We start from the raw sequence: 19,915 nt of genomic DNA on the forward strand, positions 1-19,915 counted from the left end.
GGCATGTCGGCGCGTTACGCAACTTTAGTTCAAGAGGAGAAGCAGAATGCGTAAATTAGTTTTACTGATTGCGTTGCTCGCGATCACCGCGTTGGTGTTGTCCGCGTGCGGCGGCGGCGGTGGTGGCGCGGCGGGCGCGGGCGATGCGGCGCGCGGCAAAGCGCTCTACAACAAGAGCACCATCGGCACCAAGTCTGCGGAAGGATGCGTCGCGTGCCACAAGTACGACGAAAAAGAAGGCAAGGCGGAAAAGGCGCCGTACACCAAGGGCACTGGCGCGCGCGCGGCAACGCGCGTCGCGGGCATGAGCGCGGAGGAATACATCAAGGAATCCATCACCAAGCCCGATGCGTACGTCGTCGAAGGTTTCAACAAGGGCGACATGTACCAGAAATTCAGCGCGGAACTTTCGGCGCAAGAGATGGCGGATTTGATCGCGTATCTGTTGAGCGAAAAGTAAAACCGTATTGCGTAGTGCGTATGGCGTAACGCGCGTTACGCCATACGCACTATGCACTGCTTGATTGGAAGAGATAATGGCTGACGCAAAATACAACGTCACCGTTCCAACGATAGAGCACTGGCGCGCGATGGTGAAATGCCAAGCCGCGTGCCCGGTGCTGACCGACGCGCGCGCGTATGTGACCGCGGTCGCGCGCGGCGAACTTGAACTGGGTTATGCGATCGCGCACGAACCGAACCCACTTTCGACAGTGTGCGGACGCATTTGCGGCGCGCCGTGCGAAAAAGCGTGTCGGCGCGGCGCGGTCGGTCCCGATATGGAACCGGTCGCGATTCGTCCGCTCAAGCGCGTCCTCACCGAGCGGTACGGACCCGAAGCGGTTCAACAATTGCCCGGCAAGGGCGACAAGACGAGCCGCATTATCCCCCTCGAGGCGATTGGCGTAGGCACGCCGCAAGCCGCGGCGCGTAAAGAAAAAACGTTTCCGGGAACGGGTCTCGATCAGGTGCATTCCCCGGCGCGCTGGTCGCGCGATTCGTTGCGCGCGCTCGCCGCGACGCCGGGACGCAAACGCGGCAAGGTCGCGATCATCGGCGCGGGTCCGTCGTCGCTCGCGGCGGCGAACGATCTCGCGTTGCTCGGACACCACGTCACGATTTATGAAGCCGGTCCGAAGACCGGCGGCATGATGCGATATGGCGTGCCGATCTATCGCATTGACCAACAAGCGATGGACCTCGAAGTGCAATCCATCCTCGACTTGGGTGTGACGATTCATTTCAACACGCGCGTCGGGCAAGATATTTCGCTCGCGGACATTCGCAAGCAACACGACGCGGTGTACCTGGGTCTCGGTTTGATGCAGGGACGCCGGCTTAACATCGAAGGTTCAGACCTCGACGGCGTGATTACCGCCGTGGATTTGTTGCTCAATTACAACCTGGGTTACAAGGTCACGCTCGGCAAGCGGGTGATTGTCGTCGGCGGCGGCGATGTCGCGATGGATGCCGCGCGCACCGCGTTGCGGCTGGGGCAAACGACCGCGCAACAGCAAGCTGACCTGGGGCAGACCGAAGCGCGTTCCGAAGAAGAAGAGGAAGGCGTCAAGACCGCGCTCGATGTCGCGCGCACCGCGTTGCGGCTCGGCGTCGCGGACGTGAAAATGATTTCGCTCGAATCCTGGGACGAGTTGCCCGCCTCGCGCTTTGAAATCGAGGAGGCGCTCGAAGAAGGCATCCAACTCAATCCGCGATTCGGTCCGAATAAAATTCTCGGCAAAGACGGCAAGGTCGTCGGGTTGGAAACAATCGAGGTTGCGTCGGTGTTCGACGAGAATCGCCGGTTCAACCCCAAGTTCAAACCGGGCACCGAGAAAACCTGGGAATGCGATACGGTCATTCTCGCGATTGGTCAATCTGCGGACCTCACTGCGCTCGGCGGCGCGGACGATGTCAAGATGTCGCCGCGCGGTCTGGTCGAGATCAACCCGGCGACCGGGCAAACTTCGGCGCAGGATGTGTTCGCCGGCGGCGATGTGGCGTACGGTCCGCGTCTCATCATTCACGCCGTGCGCGATGGACACCTCGGCGCGCTCGGCATCGAAGAACATATCCAGGGTCGCGCGCTCACGACGACCGTCGAAACCGAGTGGCAGGAGTTGCCGAATCACGCGATGCCTGCCGATTGGACGAAACGCGAACGCACGAAAATTCCGGGCTTGCCGGTGGATCGTCGCACCGGTCTCACGGTCATCGAGCTGGGTTACTCGGAGCAGCAAGCCGCGGATCAAGGTCTGCGTTGTCTTGAATGCAGTGTCAATACGATCTTTGACGGAACAAAATGTATTTTGTGCAACGGGTGCGTGGACGTGTGCCCGTGGGATTGTCTCAAGATTGTGCGGCTCGATCAGATTCAAGGCGATGCGACGCTGACCCAGGTCATCGAGACGCACGCGGCGAACGCGCCCGAAGGCAAGGTCGCGGTGATGCTCAAGGACGACACGAATTGCACGCGCTGCGCGCTCTGCGCCGAACGCTGTCCGACCGATGCGATTACGATGGAAGCGTTTCGGTTTAAGGAAGTTCTCAGTTATCAGTAACCAGTATACAGTGAACAGTAGACTGTTTACTGTTTACTGTTCACTGTTCACTACTGACACAGGAGTAGCATTCATGGCTTCATTTGTAGATTTTGTAACTCGCTCGCGCGTCTGGCGGTCATTCTTTCGCCACGGCTTGCCCGACAATCCACTTGACCGTTCGCTGGTGATGACGACGAATCTCTTTTTCCATTTGCATCCGGTCAAGGTGAATCTCAAGAGTCTCAGAGCGACCTATTCGCTGGGGCTGGGAATTATCACGACAGTTTTGTTTCTGACCTTGGCGTTGACTGGCATCTTGTTGATGTTCTACTATGTGCCTTCGGTCGAGCGCGCGTACGTGGATATTGTGGAACTCCAAACCGGCGTGCCGTTCGGACAGATGCTCCGCAACTTGCATCGCTGGGGCGCGCACCTGATGGTGCTCGCGGCAGTGCTGCACATGGCGCGCGTGTTTTACACCGGCGCGTACAAACCACCGCGCGAATTCAACTGGGTCGTCGGCGTTGTGCTGCTCATCCTCACGCTCGGTGCGAGTTTCACCGGCTATCTCTTGCCCTGGGATCAACTTTCGTTCTGGGCGATCACGGTCGGCACGAGCATCGCCGCGTACGAACCGGTCATGGGTTCGACCGTCAAACGCATTTTGCTCGGCGGTCCCGAAGTGGGGCAAGAAGCGTTGACGCGTTTTTACGCGTTGCACATTATGGTGATTCCCGCGCTATTGTTCTTGCTCATCTCACTGCACATCTGGCGCGTGCGGAAAGATGGCGGCTTGGCGGCGAACGAGCAATAGTGCGATAGTTGGATAGTACGATAGTGCGATAGTTACTCCTCTTACTGAAGACTATCGCACCAACGCACTAACGCACTATTGCACCAGTAAACGGAGATAGCAATGTCAGATACACAACTTGAACCTTTTGCAAAAGTCGGCACGAAAACCTACAGTCTCGTCGAAGTCGTGCGCGGCGCGCCGACGACGATGGCAGACAAGGGTCCCGACAATACCTTGTTCGCGTTTCCCATCGTCGCGATTTTAGAAACGTTGATCTTGTTAGGCGTCAGCGTCGTGTTGATGGCGATTTCGCTGTTCAAAAACGCGCCGCTCGAAGAATTGGCAAACCCGCTCGTCACGACCGACCCGGCGAAAGCGCCGTGGTATTTTATGGGTTTACAAGAATTGCTCGAGCACATGCACCCCACCGTTGCCGGCGTGCTCATCCCGACCATCGCCGTGCTGTTCTTGATCGCGATTCCGTACCTCGACAATCAACGCGCCGGCGCGGGGACATGGTTCGGGGATGCTCGTGCAAAACGCATCGTGCTGTTCACCGCGCTTTACGCGCTCGTGATCATGCCGATCTATGTCCTGGTGGATAACGCGTTTCCGTTGCGCGAATTGTTGCGCGACGCGCTGCCGGCAGAGGTCGCGCAAGCGATTCTGCCGTTTCTGATCATGTTCGTGCTCTCAGCGATCCCGGCGGTCGTCGTGTGGCGGACTCAACGCGGCGGCGGCGACGCGCGCGAGTTGTTGCTCGCGTTATTTACGATGCTCTTTATCACGGCGGTCGTGTTGACGATTACCGGCTTTTTGTTCCGCGGACCTGGCTTCAAGTTGTACCTGCCGTGGGATATGCCGGGCGGTTACGATCCGCTGAACAATTTCTGAGAGCAGAATAGAATCCAGGTTTCTCGAAGAAACCTGGATTCTGGCGAAGGTATTTGGGGTAAACAAGGAAACAACCAAACTCGTCTCTCTGTCTGCACGTTTCCTAGTCTATTTAATGAGGGGATACCCACGATGACTGTGAATGTGACACATCCGAAAAAATCTGGGATCAATCGTCGTCAATTCTTAGGAATTGCCTGGGCTGGTTCGCTCGCGTTGTTGGGCGGGCAAATGATCGCCGCGCTGCTCCGTTTCGTGCAACCAGTGAGCACGAGTGGTTTTGGCGGCGTCGTGCGCGCGGGCAAGGTTGCCGAGTTCGCACCCGGCAGTGTCAATCTGATCAAAGCCGGGCGCTTTTTCCTGTATCGTTTGGAGAACGCAAGTTTCCTCGCGATGTGGCAAAAATGCACGCACCTGGGTTGCAGTGTGCCCTGGATTGAGGACGAAAAACAATTTCATTGCCCGTGTCATGGGTCCATCTTTGACAAGACCGGGCAAGTGACCGGTGGTCCCGCGCCGCGTCCGCTCGATATTTTTCCGGTGACGATCAAGGACGGCGAAGTGTATGTGGATACCGGCAACCCAGTCCAGCGCGCCAAGTTTGACCCGAGTCAGACGACGAAAGCGTGAACGAACGTGTCATTGCGAGCCGCGTAGCGGCGAAGCAACCCTCAACCCCATCCTAGCCCTCCCCTTCGTAAGGGGAGGGTTGGGAGGGGGTAGATTGCTTCGTCAGCAAAAACCGCCTCCTCGCAATGACAGTGGCTGAACAAGGACATCAACTATGCAAAATGAAAATTACGAACGATACATGTGGATTGGCTTGGGGCTAACAGTCTTGCTCATCATCGCGCTGGGATTCGCGTGGTTGACCGAGCCAGACCGGATTGCCGCCGCCGGCAAAGCGTTGAACAAGATCAGTTTGACGCGCGGACGCGAATTGTACGTGGACAACTGCACGTCGTGCCACGGCACGCGCGGCGAAGGCGGGGTTGGTCCCGCGCTCAACAACAAAGCGCTGTTAGCGAACGCGTCCGACGAAGTGCTCGTCGAAACGATTCGCGCCGGGCGTCCGAACACGACGATGCCCGCGTGGGCGCAAGCGAACGGTGGTCCGTTCACCGACGAAGACGTTCGTTACGTCGTCTCGTTTCTGCGCGCCTGGGAACCCAACGCGCCAGTGATTGCGACCGATTTCAAACCGAGCGCCTCGCGCGGTGCGACCTTGTTCGCGAGCACCTGCTCGCTCTGTCATGGCGAAGAAGGCAAAGGCGCGACCGCGCTCGCGTTGAACAACTCCACGCGTCTCAAGAGTCTTAACGACACCTGGTATCGCCAGACGATTGCGAATGGTCGCCCGGCGAAAGGGATGCCGACCTGGGGCACTGTGCTCTCGCCCAATCAAATCGAAGACCTCGTCGCGTTGTTCGGCGCATGGCGCACCGGCGAACGCGTATTGCCTGACACGACCGTCGCCGATTTGCTTGAATCGGCGTTGTACTCGCTCGATCAGCGCGACGCGCCGGATGCGCTCTTTTATTTGAAACGCGCCAAGTCGGGAGCGTTCGGTCCGGCGCTCGCCAAATTCGATCCGCTCATCGCGCTCATCGAAAAAAATCCGGATCAGGCGCTCAAAGACTTGAAGACACTACGCGACGAGTGGCCCATCGGCAACGCGACCAAAGGCAAAAAAGTGTACAACGACGCGTGCGCCGGGTGTCACGGTTCGGAGGGACAAGGCGGCGTGGGACGCAAACTCAAGCCGAACGAGTTCATGCAAAAAAGCACGAACGCCGAAGTGCTGATGCTTGCGTTGAACGGACGCCAAGGCACGGCGATGCGGAGTTTTGAAGGCAAACTGACCGAGGAACAGCTGGCGGACGCCATCGCGTTCTTGCGGACTTGGCAAAAATAATTTTCGGATCGTCGGTGTGAAAACGTGTAGAGACGTTCGCAAAGCGTGCAACGTCTCTACACGCGTTTAACGAGGATATTTTGGATCAATCGAAAGATGTTTTGCCGGGCGCGGATCCAACCAAGGATTGCGCGCCGGTGGTCGTCGAAGAGGCGGAAGAGACCGCGCCAGAATTGAGCGTGGTGGTGTCCGCTGAGACGGCGGAGCAACCCATCTGGATGCCGCGCCGCCACGCGATACTGCGCTGGCTCGAACGCGCGATGTTGTGGATCGAAGCGCCGGTGACGCGTTGGGTCGGCGCGCCGCAGATGAATCCGTTTTATTACACCGGTCCCATCGCGGTGTTTTTGTTCGGCGTGATTTCTCTCACCGGCTTGTTCCTCGTTATGTTTTTCCAGGTCGGGTTCGATTCGTCGTACGTGTTCATCGCGCGCGTCGAAAGTCAGCCGCTCGCGCGCGTCGTGCGCGCGGCGCATCGTTACGCGTCCGACGCGTTGATCGTCGTCGCGCTCATTCACGCGTGGCGTCTGTTCGTGATGAATCGCTGGCGCGGAGCGCGGTGGCTCGCGTGGGCATCGGGTATCGCGATGCTGTTGCCGATCTGGCTGGCTGGTGTCACCGGTTATCAACTCGTCTGGGATGAACGCGCACTCGCGATCACGATCGCGTTCGACAAGATGTTGCAACGCGGATCGTACTCGGTGATGAATTTGCTCGCGGTCAATCAAAAAGGCAACAGTTGGATTTTTGTGATGATCGTACTGGTGGCTCACCTCGCGCTATCGGTGTTGATCGGCGTCGCGGTGTGGACGCACCTCGCGCGACTCAATCGTCCCAAATGGATTGCGAGCCGGTACTGGATGGTCGGCGCGACGATTGTTATCCTGGTTGTCTCTGTTCTCGTGCCGGTTGGCATGTTGCCCAAAGCCGATTTGAATCGCGCGCCCGACGCATTTCCGATTGATTTGCTCTATCTGTTCTACCTTCCCGGCGCGTTCAGCGCGACGTTCAACTCACCCTGGTTGTGGCTCGGCTCGCTCGCGTTGCTCGGCGGGCTGGCGCTCTTGCCCTGGCTCTTGCCGCGCGAAGAAACATCGCCGCGTGTCGTGATTGACAAGGCGCGTTGCACGGGGTGTACCAAGTGCGCGCTCGATTGTCCGTACCGCGCGATCACGATGACGCCGCGCACGGACGGCAAGCCGCATAAATTTATTGCGATCGAAAATCCCGACCTGTGCGTTTCGTGCGGCATTTGCATTGGCTCGTGCGATGTGCGCGCAGTGTCGCTGGGTGCAGGCACGGTGGACCCGTTGTGGCAGACTGTGTTGGCGCGCGTCGCACGCGCCCAGGTGCAGAACGACGATCTGCGCGTGGTGGTGACGTGCGAACGACACACCGCGCACGCCGATGTGACGCGCGCGCACGCGACGGTCATCGCGTTGCCGTGTGTCGCCGCGGCGAGTCCCGATTTGATCGGACGCATCCTCGCTGCGGGCGCGCGCGAGGTGCGCGTGATCGGTTGTCCGCCGGACGATTGCGCGAATCGCGAAGGCAATACCTGGGAAGAGGCGCGCTTGACGGGTGCGCGCTTGCCGCGTTTGCGAAACGAGTACGTCGGCAAGCCGATTCTGCGTCGCTGGCTTGCGCCGGGTGAATTCGCGCGCGGCATCGCGAACGGCGAAGCGGACGCGTCGCTCACGCGCAAAATGACGCGGCGAAATTATATCGTCGGGTTTGGTTTGCTCATCCTCGTCTTGCTCGCGCAGATTTGGTTGACGAATGTGATGTTCCAACCCTGGTAGGGGCGAGGCATTTGCAAAATGCAATTCGAACGCGTAGTGACTAACTAATGGCAAGTCAACTCGCTCATCGCTGCATGTGGCGCAAATGCCTCGCCCTTACGAAACCATCCTCCCCATCGCCTGGATGCGTTTGCGGCTTGCCGCGTCTTGTGGTATGATAGCGCCGAATGTTTGGCAGAGAAAGGTGGGAATGCGTCGAATCTGCGTTATCGGTACGGGCTATGTCGGCTTGGTGACTGGCGCGTGTTTTGCCGACCTGGGCAATCAAGTCATCTGTCTCGATATTGCCGAAGAAAAAATCGCCAAGCTCCAACGCGGCGAGATGCCAATCTACGAGCCAGGTCTGGAAGAAGTCGTCGCGCGCAATGTCGCAGCAAAGCGTTTGCGCTTTACCACAAGTTACCCCGAAGCGATTCTCGGCGCGGATTTTATTTTCGTCGCGGTCAACACCCCACCCAGTCCGGACGGCGAAGCCGACTTGCAGTACGTCCGCATGGCGGCGGAGAGCATCGCCGACGTGTTGGCGAATTACGCGATCCTCATCAACAAGAGCACCGTGCCCGTTGGCACCGGCGATGCCGTCGCGGAGATTTTGCAGGAACGCGGCAAAACACCGGGCGTGGATTTCGATATTGTTTCCAATCCGGAATTTCTGGCGGAAGGCACGGCGGTCCACGATTTCCAACAACCTGACCGTGTGGTGCTCGGCGGCACGAATCGCGAAGCGGTGGACAAGGTCGCGCAACTCTATTTGCCGTTGCGTTGCACGATCATGACGACCGATCTGCGCACCGCCGAAATGATCAAGTACGCCTCGAACGCGTTCCTCGCGACGCGCATTTCGTTCATCAACGAGATCGCGACGATTTGCGAAAAAATGGGTGCGGATGTAAAAGAAGTGGCGGCGGGCATGGGGATGGATCGGCGCATCGGGCGCGCGTTTCTCGACGCCGGCGTGGGTTACGGTGGTTCATGCTTTCCCAAAGACGTCAAGGCGCTCACCTGGATGGCAGAGGTCAACGGATGTCACCCGCAGTTGTTGCGTTCGGTGATGGACATCAATCGCGATATGCGCCGGCAGGTGCTCGCGAAACTGCGCGAACAACTCGGCGCGTTGCGCGGCAAGACGATCACCGTGTGGGGGCTAGCGTTCAAGCCGAACACGGACGATGTGCGCGAAGCGCCCGCGCTCGACATTATCCATTACCTGCAGAACGAAGGCGCGAACGTACGCGCCTACGATCCGGTCGCGATGCCGAACGCGAAATGCGTGCTCAAGAATGTGACGTTCTGCGAGGACGCGTACGCCGCGGCGGAAAGTGCCGAAGCGTTGGTGTTGGTGACGCATTGGAACGAGTTCAAGCAAATGGATTGGCAACGCGTCGTCGCTTCGATGAAACGTCCCGTATTCATTGATGGTCGCAACATTTACGAGCCGGCGCATATGCGCGCGTTGGGATTCGAGTATCGCGGCATCGGGCGCGGCTACGAGGCATAGAGCGGGCACATGAATTCGCGAACTATTCTGCCGTACTATTCGGTGGGCGAGGAAATCGCCAACAGCATTACGCACGGATTAGGCATCGTCCTCTCCATCGCCGGCTTGGCGATCCTGACCGCGTTTGCGAGCGTGTTTGGAAGTGTGTGGCACATTGTCGGGTGCAGTATTTACGGCGCGATGCAGATCGTTTTGTACACGGCGTCTACCTTGTATCACAGCATTCCGCTGCCGCGCGCCAAAGCCGTTTTGCGCGTGATTGATCATTCCGCGATTTTTTTGCTGATCGCCGGCACGTACACACCGTTCGCGTTGGTCAACCTGCGCGGACCCTGGGGCTGGTCGTTGCTGGTCGCGGTGTGGACGCTGGCGATTGGCGGGATCGTCGCGCAAAGTTGTTTGATGCGCCAGAAAGCGTTCTTGACGGTTGGTTTGTACGTGGCGATGGGGTGGTTGGCAGTCGTGGGAATTCAGCCGCTGGTCGAATCAGTCTCGTTGGGTGGATTGGTGTTGCTGTTTGCCGGGGGATTAGTTTACACGCTGGGTTGTGTTTTCTATGTGTGGCGACGTTTGCGCTATCACCACGCGGTCTGGCACCTGTTTGTGCTCGCGGGTAGCGTTCTACATTTCTTTGCCGTATTGTTCTATGTGATTCCGCTTGCCGCGTAAATCGTTTATCGGACGAAATTGATGTTGACGACCGGGATTGATCTGATCGAAGTAAATCGCATCCAAGATTCCATCGCGCGGTATGGAGAGCGATTTCTTACGCGCGTATTCACCGCGAGCGAGTTGGCGTACTGCGCGGGACGCCCACCTCAACTCGCGGCGCGCTTTGCCGCGAAAGAGGCAGTGAGCAAAGCGTTAGGCGTCGGCATCCAACATCCTGATGGCGTCGCGTGGCGCGAAATTGAAATCGTATCCGGCGCACGCGGTCAGCCGTCAGTCGAATTGACGGGGCGCGCGGCTCAACGCGCGACGGAGCTTGGAGTTCAGCATTTTGCGGTCAGTTTGTCTCACACGCGTGAACACGCAATTGCAATGATTGTTGCACAATAATCCGGAGGTAAAGTCGAGATGACATTCCAAGAAGCCGAACGAACTTACAAAGATCTTAAAGTCCAACATGCCGCCGGCAAGTTGAGCGACGCCGATTTTGAAGCGCAAGTCGGCAAACTCAAAATGCAAGACCCGCAGGGCAGATGGTGGCAGATCGGCGTGCAAACCGGTGAATGGTATATGCACGACGGTCAAAAATGGAACAAAGCCAAGCCCCCCGCCGAGACGGCGCCAATTCCCCCCCCGCCGCCACCCGCCGAAGCGGCTCCGTTGCCGCTCGAAACGGCATCTGCTGGGATGAATAGCCCGGCAAACGGCGAGAAAAAACCAGGACGTGCGAGTGTTGCGCCGACGCGCCTCTTTTCGTCCAAGCCCGCTGGGCGCGAGGGTGGCTTGCCGATGCCGGTGTTGATTGGCATTATTGCCGGCGTCGCGGTCGTCGTGATTTTGCTCGCGGTTGGTGTGTTGTGGGCGACCGGCGCATTCAATCCGGCCGCGCAGGGCGCACGCACGCCAACACGTGTGGCGGTCACTTCGCCCACGGCTCTCGTGGTCGTGCCGACCGTACGTCCGACCGATGCGCCGACCTTGTTGCCTTCACCGACCATCATCGCCGCGCCGACGATTACGCCGACGCTCGCGGCGACTGCAACGGCGACGCGTCGTCCCGCCGGCACACCCGCCACCAAAGTGACCGCCGTGCCGACGAAAGCCGGCGTTGCCGCCTCGCCAACGCCCGCGGTCGCGCCGGGAGTTTACATCACCAAGTTGGAAACCAATCCAGCCAAGATCAGCATCGGCGGCACCGACAAGATTCAAGTTGGTTTCAAAGCGACGTTCTTTAACAACACCGGCGGAACTCAGGCGTTTAAGAAATGGTTTGTCCGCATTTTCCAATGTCCGGAACAATGCACCGGCGATAGGGCGTACCGCAATTCGTACGGCGAATCGCTCAAGCAAGATACGAATGTTGCCGCCGGCGCGTCAGTGGAAATCACGACGCCGCCGCACGCGAATTTCGGACCAGGTCGTTGTGAATACACGGCGGTGCCGTACTATACCGGCGACAATGAAATCGCAGTGCCGTTCATGACCGTCAAAGGCGCGCCGCTCTACTACAATTTCTCGGTGTGCAACTAAAAAAGAAATACCAGGTTTCTTGAAGAAACCTGGTATCTTTTTGTACGAGGTCGGAATCATCCGACCTCGTTTTTTTATTGTGCGCCAGTTCGCGCGTAATGAATCACGTCCGATGACTCGTCGCGCCGGATGCGCCCCGCGCTTTCGAGAATGTCGAGATGTCCGATGATTTCGGATAGACCCAGGAAAATGTCGAACGATTTCAAATCGGGAAAGAGCAGGTTACACAATTCCCAGCCAGTCTGCGCGCAACACTCGATTTGCGCTTCGATGTGATCGAGCCGCGCGCGATGGAACGCGAGCCGCGCTGCGACGAGCGCGCCAATATCGTACACCGGTTCACCGTGCGAAGGGAGCGCGATCCGCACGTCGAGCCGCGCGACCTTTTGCATCGAAGCGACATAATCAGCAAGCGCGCGCGGGCGTTCCGTCTCGCCGCGTGCCGGCGGTTCGAGCACCGGATTCGACGTAATGTCGCGCAAGATGTGATCGCTCGATAGCAATGTGCGCGAGGCGGATTCGTAGAGACAAATCAAGCCGCTGGCGTGCCCCGGCGCGAACACGACGCGCCACGTGTCGCGTCCCAGGGTTAGCGTGTCGCCGTCGTCGAGCGCGACGAATTCTTCGGTGGGAATCGTGTCCGCGTGTTGCGCGAGGCGACGCATGCCTGTCGCGACGCGTTCCGCCAATTCGCGCGGCGCGCCGTGCCGTGTGAAGGTGTCGCAGTAAAAATCGTACCGCCGTTCCCACTCGCGCGCGGAATCGGTAAGCCACCAGCGATTGCGCGCGTGCGCGTACACGCGCGCGCCGGACTCGGCGACGATCTGCCCGGCGAGTCCAAAGTGATCCACGTGCGCGTGCGTGACGATCACGCGGCGAATATCTTTGAACGCGAATCCATGCGCGGCAAGTTGCTCGCGGAGCGCGATAATCGTCGGCGCGTCTTTTGGTCCGGTGTCAATCAACGTGAGTTCGTCGTCCTCGACGAGAAAGACGTTGATCGGACCGACCGGGTATGGCGTAGGAAGAATGAGCGGGTGAAGATAATCGAGAATGGGTGCCTCTAGAATCCCAGCGCCGTGCTGACCAACAACACAATCGTCGCGGCGATGACGATGAGGGCGGTACCCCACCCGATAATATTCGCCAGACGCGAGTTGGCATACTTGCCCATCAAACGTTTGATATTCGCAAGTCGGAGCATCAAGACCAAAATCACCGGCAACAGAATGCCATTGACTGTTTGCGACGCGAGCAGCAAAGTAATGAGCGGCACATCGGGAATTAGCGCGACCGCCGCGCCGATCACGATCATGCCGGTGTAGAGTCCGTAGAAAACCGGCGCATCTTCCCAGGTTTGATTTACGCCGCGCTCCCAGCCGAACGCCTCGCAGACCGCGTACGCGGTCGAAAGCGGCAAGATGCTCGCGGCAAGTAATGACGCGCCGAGTAAGCCGAGCGCGAACATCTCGCCGGCAAGTTCGCCAGCAATCGGCACGAGCGCCGCGGCGGCTTGCGCGGCAGAATCAATCACGCGATTGCCGCTGACGTACAACGTCGCGCCGGTTGCCACGATCATAAAGAACGAAAAGAAATCGGTGACCAACGCGCCGAACAATACGTCCGCGCGCGCGTACGCATATTCCTCGACCTTAAGCCCCTTGTCCACAATCGAACCTTGCAGGTAAAATTGCATCCACGGTGTAATTGTCGTGCCGACGGTCGCGATGAAGAGCAGGAAGAATTTCGTTTCGGGCACGATGGTCGGTGTGACCAATCCGCGCGCGACATCCCCCCAGTCTGGCTTGGCGAGAAATCCAGCAAACACGTACGCGATGAACACGAGCGAGAGCGCGAGGAAAATTTTTTCCGCGCGTTTGTAATTGCCGCGCACGACGATGAACCACACGAACAACGCCGACAGCAGTACCGCGATCCATTTGGGGATGCCGAGCAGTTCGCTCGCCGCGGCGATGCCGGCGAATTCCGCGATCGTCGTCGCGACATTCGCGACGAGTAGTGTTAGCATCGCAAATGCAGTCGTCTTGACGCCGAACTCTTCGCGAATCAAATCGCTCAAGCCCTTGCCCGTGACGACGCCCATGCGCGCGATCATTTCCTGCACAACCGCGAGCGAGATCGTGATGAGCAGGAGAATCCAGAGCATCTGATAGCCGTACGCCGCGCCGACCGTCGCGTACGTTGCGATGCCGCCCGCGTCGTTGTCGGCGGTCGAAGTGACCAAGCCCGGTCCCATGATCGCGAGGAACGCCAAAAACTTTTTGTTGGGGATCCGTTTCCAGAATTTCATTTGAACAGCCGCGGTAATTTGATTTTCCATTCGCTCGGCAGAATCATTTGAAGCGCGTCTTCCGCCGTGACGATTCCCTGCAAGCGATTATCCGCGTCCACGACTGGCAGCGCGAGCAAGTTATACCGCGTCATCGCTTCGAGCACTTCGGACGGCGCGGTATCGAGTTGCATCCGAATGGGGCGGCGGTGCATAATATCGTCCACGCGTTGCTCCGGCGGTGTGAGCACGAGATCGCTCAACGAAAAAACACCCAGCAAATGTTCTTCGACGTCTACGACATAGACATAGTAAATTGTTTCGGCTTCCTTTGCCGCGGCGATCTCGCGCAAATGTTGCAATGCCTGGGCGACGGTGATCCCGGGCGGCACGGTGACGTACTTGGTCGTCATGAGACCGCCGGCGGTGTTTTCGGGGTGCGCGAGCAATTCCTTGACCTCGGCTTTTTCGTCCGGCTCCATCAAGTTCAACACTTGTTCGCGGCGATCCTCTTCCATCTCTTGCAACACGTCCGCCGCCGCGTCCGGCTCCATCTCTTCGACAATGTCCGCCGCGCGTTCGTTCGTAAATGTTTCGAGCACCTCGGCTTGGAACTCGGGTTCGAGTTCTTCCATCACGTCCGCGACTTTTTCGTCGGACAGATCGCGCATCACCGCGCCCGCGTCGCGCGGACGCATGTCCTCCAAAATTTCCGCGATATCTGCCGCGTGCAGTTCTTTGAGTTTGGTGCGCGCCACGCGCACTTGGAGATCGCCGCGCGGAATGAAACCCAGGTCGGTCCACGCGATCGCGCGCGAGGGCAGTTCGCGGCGAACGAGTCCGACGACGCGTTCGGAAAGGTCTTCCCAACCGAGCCGGCGCAAAAGCCCGCGTCCGCCCACGTCCACATTGACCAAGCGATAATCGTTGCCGATGCGCGCGAGTTCGAGATCATTGACACGCACGACGCGAAAGCCGTTCGTGTCAATCACTTGCTTGTCGAGGACGTCGCGGTTGAGGTAAACTTCGGTGCCTTTCGGAGTGTACGACATGGAGGGAGGTTTTTGCAGAATAATTTTACTTCCCGCGAGGTCTTCCGCGCCTTCCCAGGGTAACAAGGACGGCTCGCCGCCGTTGCGTTTGACCGCCAGCGCGACGACGCGCGGGTACGGTTCGTTCTCGTTGTCGGGTCCGATGAGCAAATCGTTGAGCACGCCGATCAGCGTGCCTTTCGTATCGCGCACCTCGCGTCCGATGAGTTCGCTCAGGTATGCCATCGCGCCACCGCCGTTCAGAACAGAAATACCGCGCGACCACATCGCGCGGAATGTTCGCGCAACTTATAGCACCGTTGCGCACGCGAGTCAAGTAGAAACAAAAGAAAAACCCGAAGGGTCGGAGTGACCCTTCGGGTTTGGCGAAAAAACCTTGCGAAGGTTGCCTGGATCAGATATTGTCTTCGCCGCCGTCTACGCGGATGACGGTGCCGGTCATCCATTGGATGCGCGGGTCCATCAACGCGACGAGTGTTTGCGCGACATCTTCGGGTTGGGTCATTCGTCCGTCGGGATGCAGTCGCATGATGTGCTGTTTCACTTGATCGTGTCCGGGAATCATGCGGAATGCGGGCGTATCGGTGACGCCGGCTTGGAACGTGTTCACGCTGATGCCGCGCGGCGCAAGTTCGAGCGCGAGTTGGCGCGTGTGCGATTCGAGCGCGGCTTTTGCCGCCGAGACCGGACCGTAGCCGGAAATTACACGATGCGAACCGGAACTCGTCATCGAAAAAACTTTCGATCCTTTGCCGAGCAAGCCCGCGCGCACCAGGTCTTGCGTCCAGTAGACGAGCGAGTTCGCCATCACGTCGAGCGTCATCTCCATCGCTTTGCGATCCACCGCGTCGTCCGGCTTGTCGGCGATGTACGGTTTCAGGTTGCCGAACGCGACCGAATGCAGGACGCATTCAATCGAACCGCCGCCCACGCTGGCAAAGTACTCTTTGATCTTTGCAATGATCTCGGCGCGATTGCGATCATCGGCGATGTTCTTGTTGAAGAACATTGCCGTGCGCCCTTTCGCTTCGATGTCGGCTTTTACCTGCAACGCGCGCGGTAGCGTCGTCTTGAGATCAAAGTGCGCGCCGAAAATGTTGAACCCGGCTTCGGCAAGCGCGCGCGAACATGCCGCGCCAAACCCGCTCGATGCGCCGAGAATGAGTGCCCATCGTTCTTGTGCCATTACGCCTCCCGTGGAAATTTTGGATTTTGGATTGATGATTTATGATTTGGTTCTGATCGTTGCTTTGTCATTTCGAGCGAAGCGAGAAATCGCTGCGTTCGTCGGCAAAGTAGATGAAATCCCAATCGCCCGGCGAACGACCGAGCGCGGTGAGCATCGCGGATGCTTCAGCGCGATGTTGCGTGCCGTGATTGACGACATGCGCGAGCATCTCCCACAATGGTCGCGCGAACGCCTGCCCGCGCGTGTTGGTGTAATGAATCACGCGCGTTAAATCCGCGTCGGTCAGCCCGCTGAGAAACGCGCGCAGTTTGGTTTCCTCATCGCGCCAACGCGCGATGAGCGCGGCGAGCGTCGGGAATTCCTCTTCGCGAATGAGAGCAGTCGGCGAAACACCTTGCCAGCGCGAGAGCCAGATCCATTCCGCCATCATCGTATGCGCGAGCGTGCCGCGTAAACTGCCATGGCTGTGCGCGGTCGGCGCGATAAACTGCGCGTCGCTGATACCTTCTGCCGCGCGCAACAGGCGTCCGTTCGCCCAATAATTATAGTCGTACAGAAATTGAAAGTACGCAACGTCCATCCAACCTCCAACTTCCAATTTCTAACTTCCAATCTCCAACACCGCCGCGCCGCGAATCTGACTCGCCTTCAACATTTGCAGAACGCGATTCGCTTCGTGCAAAGGAAATGTTTCAATCTCGGTGCGAACCGGAATTTCCGCCGCGATGTTCAGCAATTCCTCCACATCGCGCCGCGTGCTGTTGGCGACACTACGCACGGTGCGCTCGTGGTACAACAAATCATAATCGAATTGCGGAATCGGCGAACTGTAAATGCCTGCGTGCGCGACCGTACCGCCTTTTCGCAATACGCGCAATGCTTGAACGATCAATTCGCCCACCGGCGCGAACACGATAGCGCGATCTAACAACTTGGGCGGTGTGTCTTCCGCGCGCCCGACCCAGGTTGCGCCCAGCGCGCGCGCGAGCGCACGATGCTCGTCGCTGCGCGTGAACACGTACACATCGCAATCCCAGCGCCGCGCGATTTGGATGACGATGTGCGCGCTCGAACCAAATCCATACAAGCCGACTCGCTCGCCCGGCTTCACTCCGCACACGCGCAACGCGCGGTACCCGATGACACCGCCGCAGAGCAGAGGCGCGGCTTGCGCGTCCGTGAACACCGCCGGAATGTTGTACGCAAAGTTTTCGTTGACGACACAAAACTCGGCGTACCCGCCATCCGCGTGCAAGCCGGTGAACCGCGCGCCCTCGCACAGGTTCTCCTCGCCGCGCGCGCAAAACTCGCACACACCGTCCGTCGCGTAGAGCCACGGTACGCCCACGCGGTCGCCGAGTTTGAATCGCGTAACATCTTGCCCAAGTTGTTTTACGATACCGACGATCTGATGCCCAGGAATAATTGGTAATTGGTAAGTTGGGATTTCACCTTCGACGGTGTGCAGATCGGTGTGACACACGCCGCACACGCGCACCGCGATCTGGATTTCATTCGCGCGCGGCGTCGGCGTTTCGACTTGCGCGAATTCGAGTGGGTTCGCGTTCACCGCACGTGGTGCGCGTAAAAGCATCGCGTTCATAGAATCAAAGGCGGAAGGATGAAGGATGAAAACCGGGCAAACAGAACCGTTCATCCTTCCGCCTCCATCCTTCATCCTTTACTTTTCATCAGCAACGTCCACTCGCCTTGCTGGGTCACTTCGTTGCGGTGATTGAGCACCTTGGCTTCGAGAATCACAAAGCCGCCGCCGAGTTTCGCCATCGCTCTGGTCTGCTTGACCCGGGCGGTCATGTGGATCGTGTCGCCGATTTTGATCGGCGCTTTGAATTTCCATTCCAAGCCCATAAACGCGATGACCGTGCCGTCAAGAAAACCGAGTTGCATCCCCAGCCCGCTCGCCACCGACAAACCGAGCAAACCGTGCGCGATGCGTTCGCCGAACATCGTCGTCTTGCCGTACTCGGCGTCGGTGTGGATGGGGTTGAAATCGCCGGACACGCCGGCGAAATTCACAATGTCGGCTTCGGTAATCGTGCGACCTTGCGTGAGGATTTCGAGACCTTCGGTGAATTCTTCAAAGTACATTCCGCGCGGACGATAATCAGGCACGTCAAACTCCTTTGTTTGATTTCCCTGATTTCCCTCATTTCCCAGGTTTCAATGGAAATAAGGGAAATGAAGGAAATCAGGGAACTAAGGGAACTAGATTTTCTTAAACGCGTTGCGTCCAGCATACACTGCCGCTTCGCCCAGTTCTTGTTCGATGCGGAGCAGTTGATTGTACTTGGCGACGCGCTCGCTGCGCGCGGGCGCGCCGGTCTTGATCTGCCCGGCATTCGTCGCGACGACGAGGTCGGCAATCGTTACGTCTTCGGTTTCGCCGGAGCGATGCGACACCATCGCCGTCCACCCGGCGCGATGCGCCATTTCAATCGCGTTGAGCGTTTCACTAAGCGAGCCGATTTGATTCAGTTTGATGAGAATTGAATTCGCAACACGCCACGCGATTCCTTTTTGCAAACGTTCGACGTTTGTCACGAACAGGTCGTCGCCGACGAGTTGGGTCTTGTCGCCGATGCGCGTGTTGAGTTGCGCCCAGGTTTCCCAATCGTCCTCGGCGAGACCATCCTCGATGGAGATGATCGGATACTTGTTGACCCAGGATTCCCAGAACGTGACCATCTCCGCACCGGTCAGCACCGCGCCTTCTTTTCGCAAGTTGTACTTGCCATGCTCCGCGTCGAACAATTCGGTCGCGGCAGGATCGAGCGCGAGGAACACCTGCTCGCCCGCTTTGTAGCCGGCTTTGTCAATCGCTTGCAAAATCATTTCGATGGCTTCGGCGTTCGATTTGAGCGCGGGCGCAAAGCCGCCCTCATCGCCGACGTTCGTGCTCAACCCTTTGTCCTTCAACACTTTTTTGAGCGACTGGTAAATTTCGGAACCCCAACGCAATGCTTCGGCGAACGTTGGCGCGCCGGTCGGCGCGATCATGAATTCCTGGAAATCAGTGGACTGCCAATTCGTGTGCGTGCCGCCGTTCAAAATGTTCATCATCGGCACGGGCAAGGTGCGCGCGTGCACGCCGCCGAGATAACGATAGAGCGGGAGGCGTTGCGAATCCGCCGCCGCGTGCGCGATTGCAAGACTGACGCCGAGAATCGCGTTTGCGCCGAGGTTGCCCTTGTTCGGCGTGCCGTCGAGACTGAGGAGCACCGCGTCAAGCGCCTCTTGTTCGCGCGCGTCCCAGCCGACCAGTTCGTCGGCAATGACGGTGTTGATGTTGTTGACTGCTTTTAGAACACCTTTGCCGCCAAATCGTTGCTTGTCGCCGTCGCGCAGTTCGAGCGCTTCGTGCGCGCCGGTGGATGCGCCACTCGGCACCGCCGCGCGTCCGAATGCGCCATCTTCGAGTGAAACTTCAACTTCGACCGTGGGATTGCCGCGCGAATCCAAAATTTCTCGCGCGACGATTTCTTCAATCAGAGCCATTTTTTTACCTCATAACAAATTTTCAAATTCTTCGAGAGTCAATTCTGCGTCTCGAAGTATTTTGCGTAACAAACCTATTCCGTAACTACTCAGCCATCGTTCCTTTATCCGCGAATTACGCGAATCTTCGCTAATTTTTTCTTCTTATTCGCGCAATTCGCGTTATTCGCGGATAAATTTGTTTTTTCATCGGCGTAAATGTGGGTTGGCTGAGTAGTTAC

19 protein-coding genes are annotated in these 19,915 nt (G+C 58.2%); 11 read left to right on the forward strand and 8 right to left on the reverse strand.

Annotation, left to right across the window (positions count from 1 at the left end; all coding sequences use genetic code 11):
- Positions 1–46: 46 nt before the first annotated feature.
- The 11 genes from HY868_22450 to HY868_22500 all read left to right on the forward strand — a co-directional run bounded on the left by HY868_22450 (position 47) and on the right by HY868_22500 (position 11,647).
- Positions 47–460, forward strand: a complete 414-nt coding sequence (locus tag HY868_22450) for a c-type cytochrome (GenBank protein ID MBI5304911.1) — start codon at positions 47–49, stop codon at positions 458–460.
- A 76-nt stretch (positions 461–536) separates the two neighbouring features.
- Positions 537–2,561 (forward strand): FAD-dependent oxidoreductase, encoded by a 2,025-nt coding sequence (locus HY868_22455; GenBank protein MBI5304912.1) that lies wholly within the window; start codon positions 537–539, stop codon positions 2,559–2,561.
- A gap of 73 nt (positions 2,562–2,634) precedes the next feature.
- Positions 2,635–3,357: a cytochrome b N-terminal domain-containing protein gene (locus tag HY868_22460; GenBank protein ID MBI5304913.1), complete on the forward strand. Its 723-nt coding sequence runs from the start codon at positions 2,635–2,637 to the stop codon at positions 3,355–3,357.
- Positions 3,358–3,459: 102 nt separating this feature from the next.
- Positions 3,460–4,233, forward strand: coding sequence for a hypothetical protein (locus HY868_22465; protein MBI5304914.1), 774 nt, complete (start codon positions 3,460–3,462; stop codon positions 4,231–4,233).
- A gap of 132 nt (positions 4,234–4,365) precedes the next feature.
- Positions 4,366–4,863 carry a ubiquinol-cytochrome c reductase iron-sulfur subunit gene (locus HY868_22470; GenBank protein ID MBI5304915.1) on the forward strand — a complete coding sequence of 166 codons (498 nt, stop codon included), beginning with the start codon at positions 4,366–4,368 and terminating at the stop codon, positions 4,861–4,863.
- Between the two features lie 154 nt (positions 4,864–5,017).
- The gene (locus HY868_22475) at positions 5,018–6,148 is read left to right on the forward strand and encodes a c-type cytochrome (protein ID MBI5304916.1); all 1,131 of its coding nucleotides are present in this window, start codon (positions 5,018–5,020) and stop codon (positions 6,146–6,148) included.
- An 80-nt stretch (positions 6,149–6,228) separates the two neighbouring features.
- Positions 6,229–7,950, forward strand: a complete 1,722-nt coding sequence (locus HY868_22480) for a cytochrome b N-terminal domain-containing protein (protein ID MBI5304917.1) — start codon at positions 6,229–6,231, stop codon at positions 7,948–7,950.
- A gap of 190 nt (positions 7,951–8,140) precedes the next feature.
- A complete protein-coding gene (locus HY868_22485) occupies positions 8,141–9,448 on the forward strand; it encodes a UDP-glucose/GDP-mannose dehydrogenase family protein (GenBank protein ID MBI5304918.1) in 1,308 nt (435 codons plus the stop codon).
- A 9-nt stretch (positions 9,449–9,457) separates the two neighbouring features.
- Positions 9,458–10,117 carry a hemolysin III family protein gene (locus HY868_22490; GenBank protein MBI5304919.1) on the forward strand — a complete coding sequence of 220 codons (660 nt, stop codon included), beginning with the start codon at positions 9,458–9,460 and terminating at the stop codon, positions 10,115–10,117.
- Between the two features lie 21 nt (positions 10,118–10,138).
- Positions 10,139–10,507: a holo-ACP synthase gene (gene acpS / locus HY868_22495; GenBank protein ID MBI5304920.1), complete on the forward strand. Its 369-nt coding sequence runs from the start codon at positions 10,139–10,141 to the stop codon at positions 10,505–10,507.
- Positions 10,508–10,525: 18 nt separating this feature from the next.
- On the forward strand, positions 10,526–11,647 hold the full coding sequence (locus HY868_22500) for a hypothetical protein (GenBank protein ID MBI5304921.1): 1,122 nt from the start codon (positions 10,526–10,528) through the stop codon (positions 11,645–11,647).
- Positions 11,648–11,721: 74 nt separating this feature from the next.
- On the opposite strand, the gene HY868_22505 is transcribed toward HY868_22500, so the two are convergent.
- From HY868_22505 to eno, 8 genes are all read right to left on the reverse strand, one after another.
- The gene (locus HY868_22505) at positions 11,722–12,780 is read right to left on the reverse strand and encodes an MBL fold metallo-hydrolase (protein MBI5304922.1); all 1,059 of its coding nucleotides are present in this window, start codon (positions 12,778–12,780) and stop codon (positions 11,722–11,724) included.
- Positions 12,711–13,958: an Nramp family divalent metal transporter gene (locus HY868_22510; protein ID MBI5304923.1), complete on the reverse strand. Its 1,248-nt coding sequence runs from the start codon at positions 13,956–13,958 to the stop codon at positions 12,711–12,713. Before HY868_22510 ends, HY868_22505 begins: the two co-directional genes overlap by 70 nt.
- The gene (locus HY868_22515) at positions 13,955–15,214 is read right to left on the reverse strand and encodes a CBS domain-containing protein (protein MBI5304924.1); all 1,260 of its coding nucleotides are present in this window, start codon (positions 15,212–15,214) and stop codon (positions 13,955–13,957) included. Before HY868_22515 ends, HY868_22510 begins: the two co-directional genes overlap by 4 nt.
- 169 nt (positions 15,215–15,383) lie before the next feature.
- The gene (locus HY868_22520; GenBank protein MBI5304925.1) at positions 15,384–16,175 is read right to left on the reverse strand and encodes an SDR family oxidoreductase; all 792 of its coding nucleotides are present in this window, start codon (positions 16,173–16,175) and stop codon (positions 15,384–15,386) included.
- A 67-nt stretch (positions 16,176–16,242) separates the two neighbouring features.
- Positions 16,243–16,758, reverse strand: a complete 516-nt coding sequence (locus HY868_22525) for a DinB family protein (protein MBI5304926.1) — start codon at positions 16,756–16,758, stop codon at positions 16,243–16,245.
- Positions 16,759–16,779: 21 nt separating this feature from the next.
- Entirely contained in the window at positions 16,780–17,781 is a 1,002-nt protein-coding gene (locus HY868_22530; protein ID MBI5304927.1) for a zinc-dependent alcohol dehydrogenase family protein, read from the reverse strand.
- Between the two features lie 71 nt (positions 17,782–17,852).
- Positions 17,853–18,287, reverse strand: a complete 435-nt coding sequence (locus tag HY868_22535) for a MaoC family dehydratase N-terminal domain-containing protein (GenBank protein MBI5304928.1) — start codon at positions 18,285–18,287, stop codon at positions 17,853–17,855.
- A 117-nt stretch (positions 18,288–18,404) separates the two neighbouring features.
- Positions 18,405–19,694 carry a phosphopyruvate hydratase gene (eno, locus tag HY868_22540; protein MBI5304929.1) on the reverse strand — a complete coding sequence of 430 codons (1,290 nt, stop codon included), beginning with the start codon at positions 19,692–19,694 and terminating at the stop codon, positions 18,405–18,407.
- Positions 19,695–19,915 lie beyond the last annotated feature (221 nt).

This window comes from Chloroflexota bacterium, from assembly GCA_016219275.1.
In the GTDB taxonomy this organism is placed as follows: domain Bacteria; phylum Chloroflexota; class Anaerolineae; order UBA4142; family UBA4142; genus JACRBM01.